This window comes from Microbacterium sp. FG3 (assembly GCF_057809335.1).
The window spans coordinates 74,554-90,429 of record NZ_JBMDJT010000005.1 but is presented as its reverse complement, the minus strand read 5'-3'; the positions used below and the strand labels follow the sequence as shown (position 1 = coordinate 90,429).

14 protein-coding genes are annotated in these 15,876 nt (G+C 71.5%); 10 read left to right on the top strand and 4 right to left on the bottom strand.

All coding sequences use genetic code 11. The features are described 5' to 3' along the window. Position 1: 1 nt before the first annotated feature. Positions 2-1,078 (bottom strand): DNA glycosylase AlkZ-like family protein, encoded by a 1,077-nt coding sequence (locus ACODR5_RS03220; protein WP_488982714.1) that lies wholly within the window; start codon positions 1,076-1,078, stop codon positions 2-4. An 84-nt stretch (positions 1,079-1,162) separates the two neighbouring features. Between ACODR5_RS03220 and ACODR5_RS03215 the strand changes: the two genes are divergently transcribed. Both ACODR5_RS03215 and ACODR5_RS03210 read left to right on the top strand, forming a co-directional pair. Further along, the gene (locus tag ACODR5_RS03215; RefSeq protein ID WP_488982713.1) at positions 1,163-2,305 is read left to right on the top strand and encodes a hypothetical protein; all 1,143 of its coding nucleotides are present in this window, start codon (positions 1,163-1,165) and stop codon (positions 2,303-2,305) included. 125 nt (positions 2,306-2,430) lie between these two features. Beyond that, entirely contained in the window at positions 2,431-2,850 is a 420-nt protein-coding gene (locus ACODR5_RS03210) for an Hsp20/alpha crystallin family protein (RefSeq protein WP_488982712.1), read from the top strand. 152 nt (positions 2,851-3,002) lie between these two features. Here ACODR5_RS03210 and ACODR5_RS03205 read toward each other — a convergent pair whose 3' ends face one another. After that, on the bottom strand, positions 3,003-3,524 hold the full coding sequence (locus tag ACODR5_RS03205; protein WP_488982711.1) for an MmyB family transcriptional regulator: 522 nt from the start codon (positions 3,522-3,524) through the stop codon (positions 3,003-3,005). A gap of 229 nt (positions 3,525-3,753) precedes the next feature. Then, complete coding sequence (locus tag ACODR5_RS03200) at positions 3,754-5,769, bottom strand: MFS transporter (RefSeq protein ID WP_488982710.1); 2,016 nt, start codon at positions 5,767-5,769, stop codon at positions 3,754-3,756. Between ACODR5_RS03200 and ACODR5_RS03195 the strand changes: the two genes are divergently transcribed. The 6 genes from ACODR5_RS03195 to galK all read left to right on the top strand — a co-directional run bounded on the left by ACODR5_RS03195 (position 5,735) and on the right by galK (position 12,595). Further along, the gene (locus ACODR5_RS03195; protein ID WP_488982709.1) at positions 5,735-6,508 is read left to right on the top strand and encodes a TrmB family transcriptional regulator; all 774 of its coding nucleotides are present in this window, start codon (positions 5,735-5,737) and stop codon (positions 6,506-6,508) included. The genes ACODR5_RS03200 and ACODR5_RS03195 overlap by 35 nt on opposite strands. A 324-nt stretch (positions 6,509-6,832) precedes the next feature. Next, on the top strand, positions 6,833-9,139 hold the full coding sequence (gene purL / locus ACODR5_RS03190) for a phosphoribosylformylglycinamidine synthase subunit PurL (RefSeq protein WP_488982708.1): 2,307 nt from the start codon (positions 6,833-6,835) through the stop codon (positions 9,137-9,139). Further along, positions 9,136-9,297, top strand: coding sequence for a hypothetical protein (locus ACODR5_RS03185; RefSeq protein ID WP_158231537.1), 162 nt, complete (start codon positions 9,136-9,138; stop codon positions 9,295-9,297). Before purL ends, ACODR5_RS03185 begins: the two co-directional genes overlap by 4 nt. Positions 9,298-9,428: 131 nt before the next feature. After that, on the top strand, positions 9,429-10,166 hold the full coding sequence (locus ACODR5_RS03180; RefSeq protein WP_460817555.1) for a hypothetical protein: 738 nt from the start codon (positions 9,429-9,431) through the stop codon (positions 10,164-10,166). Between the two features lie 108 nt (positions 10,167-10,274). Continuing rightward, positions 10,275-11,399 carry a galactose-1-phosphate uridylyltransferase gene (galT, locus tag ACODR5_RS03175; RefSeq protein ID WP_488982720.1) on the top strand — a complete coding sequence of 375 codons (1,125 nt, stop codon included), beginning with the start codon at positions 10,275-10,277 and terminating at the stop codon, positions 11,397-11,399. Then, positions 11,396-12,595 (top strand): galactokinase, encoded by a 1,200-nt coding sequence (gene galK / locus ACODR5_RS03170; RefSeq protein ID WP_460817553.1) that lies wholly within the window; start codon positions 11,396-11,398, stop codon positions 12,593-12,595. Before galT ends, galK begins: the two co-directional genes overlap by 4 nt. Before the next feature lie 93 nt (positions 12,596-12,688). On the opposite strand, the gene gdhA is transcribed toward galK, so the two are convergent. Beyond that, on the bottom strand, positions 12,689-14,035 hold the full coding sequence (gene gdhA / locus ACODR5_RS03165) for an NADP-specific glutamate dehydrogenase (RefSeq protein WP_488982707.1): 1,347 nt from the start codon (positions 14,033-14,035) through the stop codon (positions 12,689-12,691). Between the two features lie 244 nt (positions 14,036-14,279). On the opposite strand from gdhA, the gene ACODR5_RS03160 reads away from it, so the two are divergent. Then, positions 14,280-14,750 carry an ASCH domain-containing protein gene (locus ACODR5_RS03160; protein ID WP_449853126.1) on the top strand — a complete coding sequence of 157 codons (471 nt, stop codon included), beginning with the start codon at positions 14,280-14,282 and terminating at the stop codon, positions 14,748-14,750. A gap of 101 nt (positions 14,751-14,851) precedes the next feature. Then, positions 14,852-15,874, top strand: coding sequence for an NAD(P)H-dependent flavin oxidoreductase (locus ACODR5_RS03155; RefSeq protein WP_488982706.1), 1,023 nt, complete (start codon positions 14,852-14,854; stop codon positions 15,872-15,874). Positions 15,875-15,876 lie beyond the last annotated feature (2 nt).

The following is a 15,876-nucleotide window of genomic DNA, read 5'->3' as shown; positions in this document are numbered from 1 at the left end:
GTCAGCGCCGCAGCTCGAGACCCAGCCAGTCGGCGAGCGCCTCGAGCTCGGCGTCGACGGCGTCGGCGTCGGCCGGCGACAACGGCACGTCCTCGTGGATCGCGTTCACCGTGAGCACGCCCTTCTTGCGGTCGGCCTTCGCGTCGAGCTTGCCGATGAGGCGGTCGCCCAAGAGGATCGGCAGCGCGAAGTAGCCCCAGCGCCGCTGGGCGGCGGGCTTGTACATCTCGAGCACGTACTCGAAGCCGAACAGGTCGCGCGCCCGGTCGCGGGCGTAGACCATCCGGTCGAACGGCGACAGCAGCGCCGCCCGATCCCCCGCCCACTCGGCGCCGAGCACGTCCGGATGCACGCGCCACGTGCCCTCGACGCCCTCGACCACGGCCTCGAGCCCGATCGGGCCGAGCGGCGAGGGCTCCGCCGGGGAACGCAGCGGCTTCTCGCGGGCGATGCCGAGCGACAGCAGGCGGCGCTCGTCGCGGATCGCGCGGGCCTCGTCCGGCGACTGCACGTGCAGGTCGGCCGGGTACACGCGCTCGGCGAGATCCCACAGGCGCCGGCGGCCCTCCCGCCCGGCGACCGCGACCTCGCCGCGCAGGCACAGCACCTCGAGCATCCGCCCGGTGTTGCGCTCGTCGTCCCAGCCGGTGGAGGCGTACGGCACCTCGGGGTCGTTCGGCAGCGTGGCCGTCGTCTGGGGGCCGTCCGCACGCAGCCGCGCCAGGATCCGGTCGCGGAACGCCGCGTTCGCCTCGACCCAGGCGCTCGTCGCGGGATTCACCCACTCGTCCGCGACCGCGAGCACGACGCCCATGTCGGCCATCGGGCGCAGCAGCGTGACGTGCTCAGCCACCGTGCGCTCCACCTCGAGGGCGTGGGTGAGGTCGGCCGGCGCGAAGGCGTCGCCGAGGCGCGACCACAGCACGAGCTCCTGGCTGCGCGCGACCGCGGTGGTCGGATCGATCTGCACGCCCGCGAGCTGATCCATGACCTCGAGCAGCGACTGCGGCCGGTACGCGTCGAGGAACTGCGCGCGCACCGCGATGCGCCGCGCCTCCTGCCCGCTCAGCGTCAGCATGCCCCGATCGTGCCACCCCGGGCGCCGACGCAGAAGGCGCGGATCCGCCCGCGGCGCGCGGGCCGGCTGTCGTACGGTGGCAGGGTGAGCCAGCCGTCGCCCTCCGCCTATCGCTTCGACGCGCGGCCGCTCGTCGATCCCGTGGACCGCGCCGCCGTGAAGGCGTGGCGGGCGCAGCAGCGCGCGAACGGCGTCGGCACGGGCCAGGGCTGCCTCGTCGCCGGCATGATCGCGTTCGCGTCGGTCTTCCTCGTCGTCGGGCTGGCGATGCTGCCGCTGATCGGGGGCGCCTTCTCCGGGGACCGGCCGTCGCCGGCGTTCGTGCTCGTGCCGCTGCTGTTCCTCGCCGTGCCGATCATCATGATCGTCGCCGTCGTGCGCGGCGCGATCGGCTCCCCCGAGGCCGCATACCGGCTCGACCACTTCGCCCGCGCCAACGGAATGCGCTACCTGCCCCGAGCCGAGGATCCGCGCCTTCCCGGCATGATCTTCAACCGCGGCAACTCGCGCCAGGCCACCGGCCGGGTGCGCGGCGAGCACCCGCGCTTCGTCGAGTTCGGCAACTACCGCTACACGACCGGATCGGGCAAGAACCGCACCACGCACCGCTGGGGCTACGTGGCGATCCACCTCGACGCCCCGCTGCCGCACATCGTGCTCGACGCGCTCGGCAACAACAGCGTGTTCGGCTCCAACCTGCCCACGACCTTCGACCGCGATCAGCGCCTGAGCCTGGAGGGCGACTTCGACCGCCACTTCGCGCTGTACTGCCCGCAGGGCTACGAGCGCGACGCGCTGTACCTGTTCACGCCCGACATCATGGCGCGGTTCATCGACCACGCCGGGCAGCTCGACGTCGAGATCGTCGACGACTGGCTCTTCCTCTACACCCGACGGAACGTCTCGACGCTCGATCCGCGCACCTGGGCATGGCTGTTCTCGGTGGTCGCGGCCCTCATGGACAAGCTCGCTCAGTGGGGTCGGTGGCGGGACGAGCGGCTCGCGGCGGGGGCCGACCCGTCCGCCGCCGTCGCCCGCGCCGCCGTCGCCCCCGGAGAGACCCTGCCCTTCGGCGACGAGGCCGTCGTCGCGCCGCCGGCGCCGGCACCCGGCGTCGCCGAGCCCGGGCGGCGTCTGAAGAAGGGATGGTCGTCGGCGGGTGTCGTGGTCGCGCTCCTCGCGATCGCGTGGTTCGCCCTCAACGTGATCGGCATCTTCGGCCGCTGAGCCGCGCAGCTTCGAGATCGCTGTGAAGTTGGCACTCTCACCCCGAGAGTGCTAATAATCGAAGTGAGTCGATCCGACTCGATTCTGTGAGGTGAACAGCGCCAGACAGAAGGAGGACGATCACCATGGCGATGTTCTTCGATCCGTTCCGCGAGCTGGACCGCGTCGCCCAGCAGATGCTCGACCGTCAGGGGCCGCGGCTGATGCCGATGGACCTGTACCGCGACGGCGATCACTACGTTCTCAGCGCCGACCTGCCGGGGATCGATCCCGGCAGCGTGGACATCGACGTCGACGGTCAGGTGCTCACGATCCGCGCCGAGCGGACCGTGCGCAGCGACGAGGGCGTCTCGTGGATCACCCGCGAGCGTGCCTCGGGCACCTTCCTGCGTCAGCTGAATCTCGGCCAGGGCATCGACACCGAGGCGATCTCGGCCCGGTACGAGAACGGCGTGCTCAGCGTGCTCATCCCGATCAGCGAGAAGGCCAAGCCCCGCAAGATCGAGATCCAGCACGGCAGCGACGCCCCGGCGATCGCGGCCTGATCGCACGCCGGAAACCCCCACGCGAGGAGGGGCGGCATCCCCCGGGTGCCGCCCCTCCTTCGCGCGCTCGCGTGTCCGACCATCCTCCGGGGCGCGGCCGCGTGGTGATCCGCCGCGCGCAGCGTGCCCCGGCCTGAGCGCCCGCGCCGGGATCAGTGCACCGCGCGGGGCGCGAGGGTCGAGAGCAGGGCGAGCTTGTCGTGGCTCTCGCTGCCGGGCGCGGCCGTGTAGACGAGGAGCGACTGCGACGAGAACGGATCGACGAGGTTCTGGCAGGTCAGCTCCATGGCGCCGAGCGCGGGGTGCACGAACCGCTTGGTCTCGCCCGGGCGCAGGCCGACCTCGTGCCGTTCCCAGACCTCGCGGAACTCCGCGCTGCGCGCGAGCAGCAGCTCGGCCAGGCGCGCGGCGCGCGAGGCGGGGCCGCGGCGCGAGACGACCTCGCGCAGCCCCGAGGCCCACAGCCGCGACAGGAAGGCATGGTCCTCGGGCGCGTACAGGGCGCGGGAGGCGGGATCGCTGAACCAGCGGAAGCCGATGCTGCGCTCGGGACCGGTGAAGCGCATCAGGTCGCCGGTGAGGGCGACCCCGAGCGGCCCCGGCGACGCGGATCCACCCGACAGCGCCCACAGGGTCGATGAGGCGGAACGCAGCCGCCCACCTCCTGTGAGCACGCCAACCTGGGCGATCGCGACGAGGGCGATCGCGCTCGTCGAACGCCTCGCGCAGCGGTGGGATCCACCCAGCGCTGTCGTGCAGCACTTACACGGCAGGCGCGATGGAATCGGCATCGGGACGGATCGACATGCCGCCATCCTCTCCAATCTCCGCCTGGGCCGCCGTCGAAGATGACGCCGCGTCACGGGCGCGGGTACGGCCGGTACCCGCGCCCGTCACAGCGATTCAGATGTCGGCGAGGTCCTTATCGCGCGCGTCGCGGATTGAGGCGGAGCCGCCCACTATCAGCAGACCGCCCAGCGCGATGATCACGGCCGGCGTGTACTCGTACGGCAGGACTCCGTCCATCCAGACCATGTAGTACGCGTAGAACGCGGGAACGATGCTCGGGATGGCGTAAGCGATCCCATACCCGGTGGCACGGATGTGCGTAGGGAACAGCTCGATGAGGAACGCCGTGATTGTGGCCCAGATCAGGAACCCAGAGATGAGCATCAGCACCGCACTGACCGCCATCAGCGCCGTGCCGACGGTCGCGACCGCGAGCACCATCCCGCCGGTGCCCAGGATCAGGATCACTGTGCCGATCGCGAGGATCACCCTGCGACGCCCGAGGCGCTGGCTCAGATGTCCGACCACCGGGAAGAGCGCAGCACTGATCGTCGAGGCGACGAGAATGATTGCATTCGTGGTTCCCGTGTCAACCCCGAGACCCTGGAAGTGCCCGGCGAAGACGCCGACCGTTCCGTTCATCGAGAACCACAGGCCCGTGACGGTGACGCACGCGAGCAGGAACACCCGCCGCAACCCGGGAGCGAACAGCTGACCGATGATCGGCCCCTTCGGCTTGTCCTCCGTGGCCCACAGCTCCGATTCCGGCACTGCACGCAGGTACGCGATGAACAGCGCCAGACACAGAATGAAGCCGATGACAAAGGGAATCCGCCAGCCCCACACCGCATACGCTGAGAAGGCGTCACCCGCAGGAAGGAAGTGCAGCGTAATCATCGTCACGACCGTGATGAACGCAAGCGACAGCGGGAACCCCATGTTGATGAGCGAGCCGTACACGCCGCGGCGGTGCTTCGGCGCGTGCTCCATCGCGAGCGGGTTGGCCGCCGTGTACTCGCCGCCGAGGAAGACCCCGTCGAGCAGGCGCAGGACGACGAGCATCACCAGCGCCCAGATGCCGATGGCCGCGTAGCCCGGCATGACGCACATTATTCCCGTGCAGACGGCCGATCCGCCGGCGGCGATGAGGGTCGTGGTGCGGCGCCCGATGCGGTCGCCCAGCGGCCCGAAGATCAGCGACCCCAGCGGTCGGCCCAGGATCGACGCGGTAAAGATAAGCGCGGCGAAGACCGCTGTGTCGATCGTCGACGAGTCTTCCGGCTGGAAGTACACCATCGCGGGAGCTAGGGCGACGACCGGCAGATAGATGTCGTACATGTCGGCGAAGAAGCCGAACATCGCCCCGAACAGGGCGTTCTTGCCGTGCTTCGCCGACCCCTGCTCGGCCGTGGGCGTCTCGGTCACGACGCTCACAGCTGCACCGCCTCGCGGTCGGCCTCGTCGCGCGAGGTGATGCGCAACGGCACCTGGCGCGCCTGGCCCATCGTCACCTGGAACACGTCGAAACGGTTGTAGGTGCCGACGATGTCCTGCGCCTTCTTGGGGGATGATCTCGTCGCCCAAGTCGATCGTCGCGTAGAGGATCTCCTCGTTCTCGGATGGCGGACCCGCGAGCACCTCGCCTGACGGCCCGAGGATGAGCGAGATAGTGCGGGAGGAGCGGATACGCGCCTCGATCTCCGCATCGCCGCGCGCCGTCGCGTCGACCGCCGCGTCGTCCAGCGCCGTCGCGGCGACGATATTGAACACCTTGCCCTCGAAGCAGTGCGCCGCCGAGCGGATGCGGATGCTCTCGGCCAGATCGTAGTCGGCGCGGTCCGGGCTCCCGTCGAACGGCCATGTCGACGGATAAGTCGCGATATGCAGGCGCTCGCCCTGCGCCAGCAGCGCATAGCGCGCGAGCGTGTTGGTGTTCTCACCGCAGATGAGCGCGCCGAGGTTCCATCCGCCCAGGTCGACGGGCTTGAGATCGTGGGCATCTCCGTGGGGCCACGTGAGGCGCTCGTGATACGTCGCCACGAGCTTGCGGCGGTGGTTGACAAGCTCGCCGCTCGCGTCGAAGACGAGATTCGAGTTGAACAGCTGGCCGAGCGAGTGCGCGCGGCTCATAACACTCGGGCTCACCCGTGCGGAGGCCGCGTTCTACGTCGCGGTGATCCAGCTCGGGTCACCCTCGATCGCACAAGCCAGCCGCGAAGCCGGCATCACCCGAACGAACGGCTACGAGATCGCCGAGCGACTGACGGCGAAAGGGCTCCTCAGCGCGGTTCCGGCGTCGCAGAGCCACGCCAGTGGCCGCGGTCGGCCGGGCAGCGCCGTCCGCGCGAACAGTCCGGATGTGCTTCGTGCGCGATGGGAACTCGAGGGCAAGCTGATTGACGACCTTGTACCGCAGCTGCACGCCATCGCGCACAAGCAGACCCTCACGCCGCGCGTGCGGCTGTTCGAAGGCCGAGCCGGCATCCGCACAGCGATGTTTGAGACGCTCGGCTGGGAGGGCGAGCTGCACGGCATCTTCTCTATGAAGGACCTCTTCGACGTGCCCGGCGCGCGCGAAATGGAGGACTATGTGCAGGGGCGGCGCGATCACGGCCGCTGGCTCAACGTCGTGCGCTCGCGCGAGCGCGACTTCGAGCATGTATGGCCGTCCGATCCGCACGACCTGCGCCGTACGCGCTTCGCGCCGCCCGGCCAGGTGTTCACGATGACGACGATCATCGGAGCCGCCACCGTCTGCGTCATCTCGTCCCGCAACGAGAACTTCGCGATGATCATCGACAGCGCCGAGTACGCCGCCACACAGCACGCCATGTGGCAGCTGCTCTGGTCAGCCGGCAGCGAGGATTAGCGCCGGCGCGAGTTCAGGACGAGACACCGCAGGCGATGGCGGAGGAGGTCCGTGACGGCACCGGTCGCCACAGCGCGACACACGGCCCGCACGGTGCCGGATCATCTCTCCGCGGGCGAGCGGGTCGCGGGGAACTGCGAGACCGTCGACCTGCCGATAGGCGTGACGCCTCCACGATTGCGCACCGCCCCGCCAAGGGTTGGAACTTCTCAACTGACCCGCCGCCGGGTTGGAACATTCCAACCCGAGCCTCGCGCCGGGCGCGCCGCCCGCCCAACTAGAATCGAGTGATCCCGCCGTTTCGCGAGTCTGGAGCCCCTGCGCGTGAGCACCGAACACGTCGTCGACACCGTCGCGAATGCCGCGGCGACGCCCGAGAAGGAGCAGCCGTACGAGGCGCTCGGCCTGAAGGCCGACGAGTACGCGCGGATCCGCGAGATCCTGGGCCGGCGCCCCACGAGCGGTGAGCTGGCGATGTACTCCGTGATGTGGTCGGAGCACTGCTCGTACAAGTCGAGCAAGAAGTACCTGCGCCAGTTCGGGCAGAAGGTCTCGGACGAGATGAACGAGAAGCTCATGGTCGGCATGGGCCAGAACGCCGGCGTCGTCGACGTGGGCGAGGGCTGGGCCGTGACCTTCAAGGTCGAGAGCCACAACCACCCCAGCTACATCGAGCCGTTCCAGGGCGCCGCGACCGGCGTGGGCGGCATCGTGCGCGACATCATCTCGATGGGCGCGCGCCCCGTGGCCGTCATGGACCAGCTGCGCTTCGGCGCGATCGACCACCCCGACACCGCGCGCGTGGTGCACGGCGTGGTCTCGGGCATCTCGAGCTACGGCAACTGCCTGGGCCTGCCGAACATCGGCGGCGAGACCGTGTTCGACGCGGTCTACCAGGCCAACCCGCTCGTCAACGCCCTCGCGGTCGGCGTGATGCGCCACGAGGACATCCGCCTCGCCAACGCCACCGGCGCCGGCAACAAGGTGGTGCTGTTCGGCGCCCGCACGGGCGGCGACGGGATCGGCGGCGCGTCGATCCTCGCCTCCGACTCGTTCAGCGACGGCGGCCCCACCAAGCGCCCCGCGGTGCAGGTGGGCGACCCGTTCGCCGAGAAGGTGCTCATCGAGTGCTGCCTGGAGCTGTACCGGAACGACCTCGTCGAGGCGATCCAGGACCTCGGCGCCGCGGGCATCTCGTGCGCCACGAGCGAGCTGGCCGCCAACGGCGGATCGGGCATGAACGTCGAGCTCACCAACGTGCTGCTGCGCGATCCCTCGCTCACCGCCGAGGAGATCCTCATGAGCGAGTCGCAGGAGCGCATGATGGCGATCGTCGCTCCCGAGAAGCTCGACGCCTTCCTCGCGGTCGTGGACAAGTGGGACGTCGAGACGAGCGTGCTCGGCGAGGTCACGGGCGACGGCCGCCTCGTCATCACGTGGAACGGCGAGACGATCGTCGACGTCGACCCCTCCACCGTGGCCGTCGACGGGCCGGTGTACGACCGCCCCGTCGCGTACCCGACGTGGATCGACGCCCTGCGCGACGACAGCGCCTCCGCGCTGCCCCGCCCGACCGATCCCGCCGCGCTCAGGGAGCAGTTCGCGAAGCTCGTCTCGTCGCCGAACCTGGCCGACACGAGCTGGATCACCAACCAGTACGACTACTACGTGCTCGGCAACACGGCCCTGTCGTTCCCCGACGACGCCGGCATGATCCGCGTGGACGAGGAGTCGGGCCTGGGCTTCGCGATCGCGACCGATGCGAACGGCCGCTACTGCCAGCTCGACCCGTACCAGGGCGCGCAGCTGGCCCTGGCCGAGGCGTACCGCAACGTCGCCGTCACCGGCGCGAAGCCCGCCGCCGTGACGGACTGCCTCAACTTCGGCTCCCCCGAGAACCCCGAGGTCATGTGGCAGTTCTCGCAGGCCGTCGAGGGGCTCTCCGACGCCTGCCTCGAGCTGGGCGTGCCCGTGACGGGCGGCAACGTGTCGTTCTACAACCAGACCGGGGACACCCCGATCCACCCCACTCCCGTGGTCGGCGTGCTCGGCGTGATCGACGACGTCTCGCGCCGCGTGCCGAGCGGCTGGCAGGACCCGGGTCAGAACATCTACCTGCTGGGCGTGACCGCCACCGAGCTGAGCGGATCGGCGTGGGCCGACGTCGTGCACGGCCACCTCGGCGGCCGCCCGCCGGCGGTCGACCTGGCCGCCGAGAAGCGCCTGGCCGGGCTGCTGAGCGCGGCGAACGACGAGTGGCTCATCTCGAGCGCGCACGACCTCTCGGAGGGCGGCCTCGCGCAGGCCCTCGCCGAGTGCGTGATGCGCTTCGGCGTGGGCGCCCGCGTCTGGCTGACGGAGCTCATGGAGCGCGACGGCGTCGACGCCGCCGCCGCGCTGTTCTCCGAGTCCACGGGCCGCGTGCTCGTCTCGGTGCCGCGCGAGGACGACGTGAAGTTCCGCGGGCTGTGCGCCGGCCGCGACTATCCCGTGCTGCGCATCGGCGTGACCGACACCGTGCCGGATCTCGAGATCCAGGACCACTTCACCCTCTCGGTCGCCGAGCTGCGCGCGCTGTCGACCTCGACGCTGCCCCGCTACTTCGGCGAGACGGTCGCGGAGCCCGTGTGACCCTCATCAACCACTCCGAGCTCGAGCCGGACGACGACGAGCCGTCGGTCTCGCTCGACCGCCGCAACCGGCGCGTGCGCACGGTCGCCTGGGTCGTGATCGTCGCCCTGCTCGTGACCGGCGGCGGCGCCTCGGCCTTCGCCCTGCTGTTCGGCTGAGCTCGGTCGACGGCGGAGACCGCGAGCCCGCGCCCGATCCGCGAGCCCGCGCCCGATCCGGCGCGGGCTCGGCTGACGAGCACGGGTTCGCGGAACGAGGTCCCCCGGCCCGGTGGCCCTAGAGTGGCGGCGTGGGATTCTGGGAGTTCGTCGCGGGGTACTGGTGGCTGGTCTTCCCCGTCGGGGGAGCGGCCGTCGGCGTGCTCGGATCGGCGACCGGCTGGTTCGACAAGCAGGCGGAGCGGGATCACCGCCGCAAGCTCGAGCTGATCGAGGCGAAGGCGCGCGCGAAGGCGATCGAGAAGGGCACGGCGCTGCCGGCGATCCCGGCGGGCCAGGAGCACGACGTCGAGGCCGTCGAGCGCGCGGACGCCGAGGGCCGCGCCGCGCGCCTCGAGCGCCTCATGAGCACCCACGACGAGGTGACGAAGCGCTGGCTGGACTACGAGCTCGACGTGGCCAAGCTCATCGCCTTCCCCACCATGAGCGACGGCCGCGAGGAGCTGACCGCCGCCTTCCTGCGCGCCAAGAAGGTCGCCGACGGGCTCCGGCCGACCACCGCCGACGCGCGTGTCGACGCCGAGACGTTCGCGGCGTACCGCGACGCCGTGCACGACTTCGAAGTGGCCTTCGACATCGCCGAGCAGCACGCCCGCCGCGTGCGCGACACGGGCTTCACCGATGCCGAGCGGCGGCGCCTCGATCGCGCCCGTCAGTTGCTGCAGACGGCGGTCGACCGATCCGCCACCGCCGCCGAGCGCCAGGTGGCATACAAGCGCGTGCGCGAGGAGCTCGACGGGCTCATCGCCGTCTCCGACGACGCGATCGAGGTGCTGGAGCGGAAGGTCGCGCCCGAGATCGAGGGCTGACCGCGCGGGCGGGCCACCGCGCCTCGATAGGATCGCGTCGTGACTCCCACCGTCGTGACACCCACCCCCATCCCGCTCGGTGCGGGCGTCGTCAAGCGCGCCACGCGCATGCCCGACGGTCGCGAGCTCATCTACTTCGACGACGCCGGCACGACGCTGCCCGCCGAGCGTCGCGTCGACGAGCGCACGCTCGATCCGCGCCCCGCCACGGCGACGATGCGGCGCGACGTGCTCACGGGCGACTGGATCTCGGTGGCCGCGGCGCGCCAGAACCGCGCGCACCTGCCGCCCGCCGACCTCGATCCGCTCGCCCCGCAGACCCCGACGAACCCGTCGGAGGTGCCCGACGTGTACGACGTCGTCGTGTTCGAGAACCGCTCGCCCTCGTTCGGTCCCGCCCTCGCGGAGGCCGTGGCCGAGGCCCCGGCCGGCGAGAACCCGCCGGGCGATCTGGACGCCCCCGGTCTCGGCCGCACGTTCACCTCGGTCGGCCGCTGCGAGGTCGTGTGCTTCAGCCCCGAGCGCGAGGGATCGTTCGGCACCCAGCCCGTCACGCGCGCCCGCACCGTGATCGAGGCGTGGGCCGATCGCACCGAGGCGCTCTCGGCGCTGCCGGGCGTGCAGCAGGTGTTCCCCTTCGAGAACCGCGGCGAGGCGATCGGCGTCACCCTGCATCACCCGCACGGCCAGATCTACGCCTACCCGTACATCACGCCGCGCACGCAGCTGCTGCTGCAGTCGATCGAGCGGGAGGGCCGCGACCTGTTCGCGCGCATCCTGGACTTCGAGCAGGCGGGCCCGCGCGTCGTGCTCGAGGCCGAGCACTGGCTCGCGTACGTGCCCTTCGCGGCGCGCTGGCCCGTCGAGGTGCACCTCGCTCCGCGTCGCCACGCCGCCGACTTCGCCGAGCTCACGGGCGCCGAGCGCGACGAGCTCGCCCGCGTGTACCTGCGCCTGCTGCGCGGCGTCGACCGCCTGTACGACACGGCGCCGACGGCCGCCTTCGCGGGTGGAACCCCGTACATCGCCGCCTGGCACCAGGCGCCCGTGCGGGTCGCGCGCGACAGCGCCCGCCTGCACCTGCAGCTCACCTCGCCGCGCCGCGCGGCCGACAAGCTGAAGTTCCTCGCCGGATCGGAGGCCGCGATGGGCGCGTGGATCGGCGACATCCCGCCCGAGCAGTCCGCCGAGCGCCTGCGCGCGGCCGTGGCCGAGGTGGGGGAGATCGCGTGAGCGCGCTCGACGAGGCCCGCGCCCTCCTCGCCGCGCTGAGCGACGCGCCCGCGGCCGGCGTCTGGTCGTCCGCGGGACGCGTGAACCTGATCGGCGAGCACACCGACTACAACGAGGGCTTCGTGCTGCCGTTCGCGATCGACCGCCGCACCTACGCGGCGGTCGCGCCGCGCACCGACGGCATCATCCGCGTCGCGTCCACGTTCGATCCCGACCACCCCGTCGAGGTGCCGATCGCGGAGCTGGCCGCGGTGTTCGCGGGAGAGGCGGGCGCCGCCGTCCATCGCGGTGCCGTGCCGGAATGGGCCGCGTACCCGCTCGGCGTGGCGTGGGCCGCGCTCGACGCGGCGGCGCGCGCCCCGCACACGGCGGTCGGCCTCGACATCGCGTTCGCCAGCGACGTGCCCGTCGGCGCCGGGCTGTCGTCGTCCGCCGCGATCGAGGGCGCGACGGCGTTCGCGCTGGACGAGCTGTGGCAGCTGGGCCTCGAGGGCATCCAGCTCGCGCAGATCGGGCGCACGGCCGAGAACGAGGCCGTCGGAGCGCCGACAGGGATCATGGATCAGGTCTCGTCGATGCTCGGCCGCCCCGACGCCGCCACCTTCCTGGACTGCCGCTCGCTCGAGTTCGAGACGGTCGAGCTGGGCTTCGCCGGCGAGGGGCTGAAGCTGCTCGTCATCGACACGCAGGTGGCGCACGCCCACTCCACGGGCGGCTACCGCGACCGGCGCGAGGCCTGCGAGCGCGGCGCGCGACTGCTCGGGGTGCCGGCGCTGCGCGACGTGACGGTGGACGACCTGCCCCGCGCGCGCGAGGTGCTCGACGAGGTCACCTACCGCCGCGTGCGCCACATCGTCACCGAGAACCAGCGCGTGATCGACACGGTCCGCACGCTGCGCGAGCGCGGTCCCCGCGCGATCGGCGAGCTGCTGCTGGCCTCGCACGCCTCGATGCGCGACGACTTCGAGATCTCGGTCGCCGAGCTCGACACCGCCGTCGACACGGCCGTCTCCGCCGGCGCGATCGGCGCGCGGATGACGGGCGGCGGCTTCGGCGGCGCGGCGATCGCGCTCGTCGAGACGGGCTCGGAGGAGCGCGTCGCGCGCGCCGTGACCGACGCGTTCGCGGCGGCCGGGTTCCCCGCCCCGCGCATCTTCCCCGTCACCGCATCGGCGGGCGCCGGTCGCGACTACTGAGCGCGGCGCCGGAGGGGCGGTTCCCGCCCAGCGCGGTGCCGCTCCGACCGCACGCGGCCGGTCGCACGCCCGTCCGACGCGACCGCGGCGGGATCAGATCACGCCGAGGGCGAGCATCGCGTCGGCGACCTTCGTGAATCCCGCGATGTTGGCTCCCACCACGTAGTCACCGGGCGCGCCGTACTCGTCGGCGGTCTCGAGGCAGCGGTCGTGGATCAACCGCATGGTGTCCTGCAGGCGCTCTTCGGTGTGCTCGAACGTCCACGCGTCGCGCGAGGCGTTCTGCTGCATCTCCAGGGCGCTCGTCGCCACACCGCCGGCGTTGGCGGCCTTGCCCGGGGCGAAGGTCACCCCGGCCTCGCGCAGCACGCGGATCGCCTGCGGCGTCGTGGGCATGTTGGCACCCTCGGCCACCACTTTGACGCCGCCGCGGATGAGCGCTTCGGCGCCGCGCTCATCCAGCTCGTTCTGTGTGGCCGACGGGATCGCCACATCGGCGGCGACGTCCCAGATGGAGCCGTCCGCCACGAAGACCGCACCCGTGCGCGCGTCCGCGTACTCGCCGATGCGAGCGCGGCGGATGTCCTTGACCTCCCTGAGCACGTCCAGGTCGATCCCGGCCTCGTCGACGACGTAGCCGCTCGAGTCGGAGCACGCCACGACGGTGCCGCCGAGCTGGTGCACCTTCTCGATCGCGTACGTGGCGACATTGCCCGCGCCGGAGACGACCACGCGCTTGCCCTCGAACGAATCGCCCGAGGTGCGAAGGATCTCCTCGGCGAAGAAGACCGTTCCATAGCCGGTCGACTCAGTGCGCACGAGGGAGCCGCCCCACGTGATGCCCTTTCCGGTGAGCACGCCCGACTCGTAGCGATTGGTGATCCGCTTGTACTGACCGAAGAGGTAGCCGATCTCGCGACCGCCGACACCGATGTCGCCCGCCGGGACATCGGTGTGCTCACCGATGTGGCGGTACAACTCGGTCATGAAGGACTGACAGAAGCGCATCACCTCGTCGTCGGACTTCCCCTTGGGGTCGAAGTCACTACCGCCCTTGCCGCCCCCGATCGGCATGCCGGTGAGCGAGTTCTTGAAGATCTGCTCGAAGCCGAGGAACTTCACGATGCCGAGGTTGACGGACGGGTGGAACCGCAGGCCGCCCTTATAGGGGCCAAGGGCCGAGTTGAACTCGACGCGGAACCCGCGGTTGACCTGGGTGCGACGGGCGTCGTCCACCCACGGCACCCGGAAGATGATCTGCCGCTCCGGCTCGCACAGTCGCCGGATCACCTCGGCATCGGCGTATTTCGGGTGCCTTTCGACCACGGGCCCGAGACTCTCGAGCACCTCCTGGGCCGCCTGGCGGAACTCGGGTTCGCCTGGATTGCGCCGAACGATCTCGTCGAAGATCGGCACGAGGTGAGGGTGCAGCTGCGGCATGGGGCTCTCCATCAGCATCGGGTGCCACGTGCCGCGGATGAATCGCGGCGGGGAACGGCGCGACCTCGACGGTGGCGCACCCGAAGAGCGTATCGTCCGCGCGCTGCCCTCGCGCCCACCGTCCTCGCCGCCGCGGCCACCCGAGCCATCGTCGCCGGCCGCTTGTCGGGCGACCTCTCGGCGCCCGCGCCGGCCGGGACGGCGTCCGACATCGGACTCGGCCTAGACTTCACGGGTGATCCCGATGCCCTCGCCGCAGTCCGTCGCGCGGTTCTGGCGTGAGGCGCGCAGCGCGGTCCCCGAACTGCCCGCGGAGCCGCCGAACGCCGATCGGGTGTGGGGGTTCGGCGCCACGCCCGAGCACGCCGACGGGCTGCTCGCGCTCGTGCTCGCGGGCCTGAAGACCGGCACATCCGGTTCGCTGTGGGACTACGACGCGGCGGGCGAGGACGTGACGCGTGTCAGCGAGCTCGACGTGATCCTCGACGGTTCCGGCGTGCCGCGCGCCGTCATCCAGACCGTCAGCGTCGAGACGGTGCCGTTCGACGAGGTCACGGCCGAGCACGCCCGCGCCGAGGGCGAGGACGACCGCAGCCTGGCCTCGTGGCGGGCCATCCACCGGCGCTTCTTCACCGAGAACGCCCGACACGACCGCGGCTTCGACGAGCGGATGCCCGTCGTGTGCGAACGGTTCCGCCTCGTCTATCCCGCGTAGGGCCGGCCAGCGCGGCTCGGCGGTCCTCCCACGCCCCAGGCCTGTGTACCGGCGACCATGCGCAACGTAGCGTGGCGTGTGATCACCGGAAGGAGCGATGGATGCCCTCTACCCTGCTCGAATCCCGTCTGCCCGTCGCAGCCGCGCCCATGGCCGGAGGCCCGACGACCGTCGAACTGGCGATGGCCGTCAGCGATGCCGGCGGGTTCCCGTTCCTCGCGGGCGGCTACACGTCGCCGGCCGACCTCGGCGAGCAGCTCTCGCGCCTGCGCGCCCACGGCGGTCCGTTCGGCGTGAACCTGTTCGTGCCGTCCGCACAGGAGCCCGACCCGGCCGCCCTGGCCGCATACGCCGAGGCACTGCGTCCCGAGGCCGAGCGGTACGACCTCACCCTCGATGCCGCGCCGAGGACCGATGACGATTCCTGGGCCGAGAAGCTCGCCCTGCTCACCGAGGATCCGGTGCCCGTCGTGTCGCTGACGTTCGGCCTGCCCTCCGCCGACGACATCGCCGCGCTGCAGCGCGCCGGGTCTCGCGTGCTCGCGAGCGTCACGACGACGCAGGAGGCGCTGACCGCACGCGACGCCGGGGTCGACGGGTTGGTGGTGCAGGGGCCCGACGCCGGCGGCCACAGCGCGGTGCATCAGCCCGAACGCATGCCCGGGCACGTGCCCACGGCCGAGGTCGTCGAGCACGTGCGCGCCGCCGTGCCGCTGCCGCTTGTCGCGGCCGGCGGCGTGGACGGCCCCGACGCCGTGCGCCGGCTGCGCGCCGCGGGCGCCGAGGCGGTGGCCGTGGGCACCCTGCTGCTGCGCACCGACGAGGCGGGCACGAATCCCGTGCACCGCGCGGCGCTTGCGGATCCCGCGTTCACCGAGACGGTGCTCACGAGGGCGTTCACGGGCCGGCCGGCGCGATCCCTGCGCAACCGGTTCACCGACGCCTACAGCGCGCTCGCCCCCGTCGCCTACCCCGCCGTGCACCGCCTCACGCGCGAGCTGCGGCAGGCGGCCGTCCGGGCCGGCGACCCCGACCTCGTGCACCTGTGGGCGGGCACGGGCTTCCGCGCGGCGCCCGAGGGCCCGGCCGGCGACGTCATCCGCCGGCTGGCCGAGGGCGCCTGAGC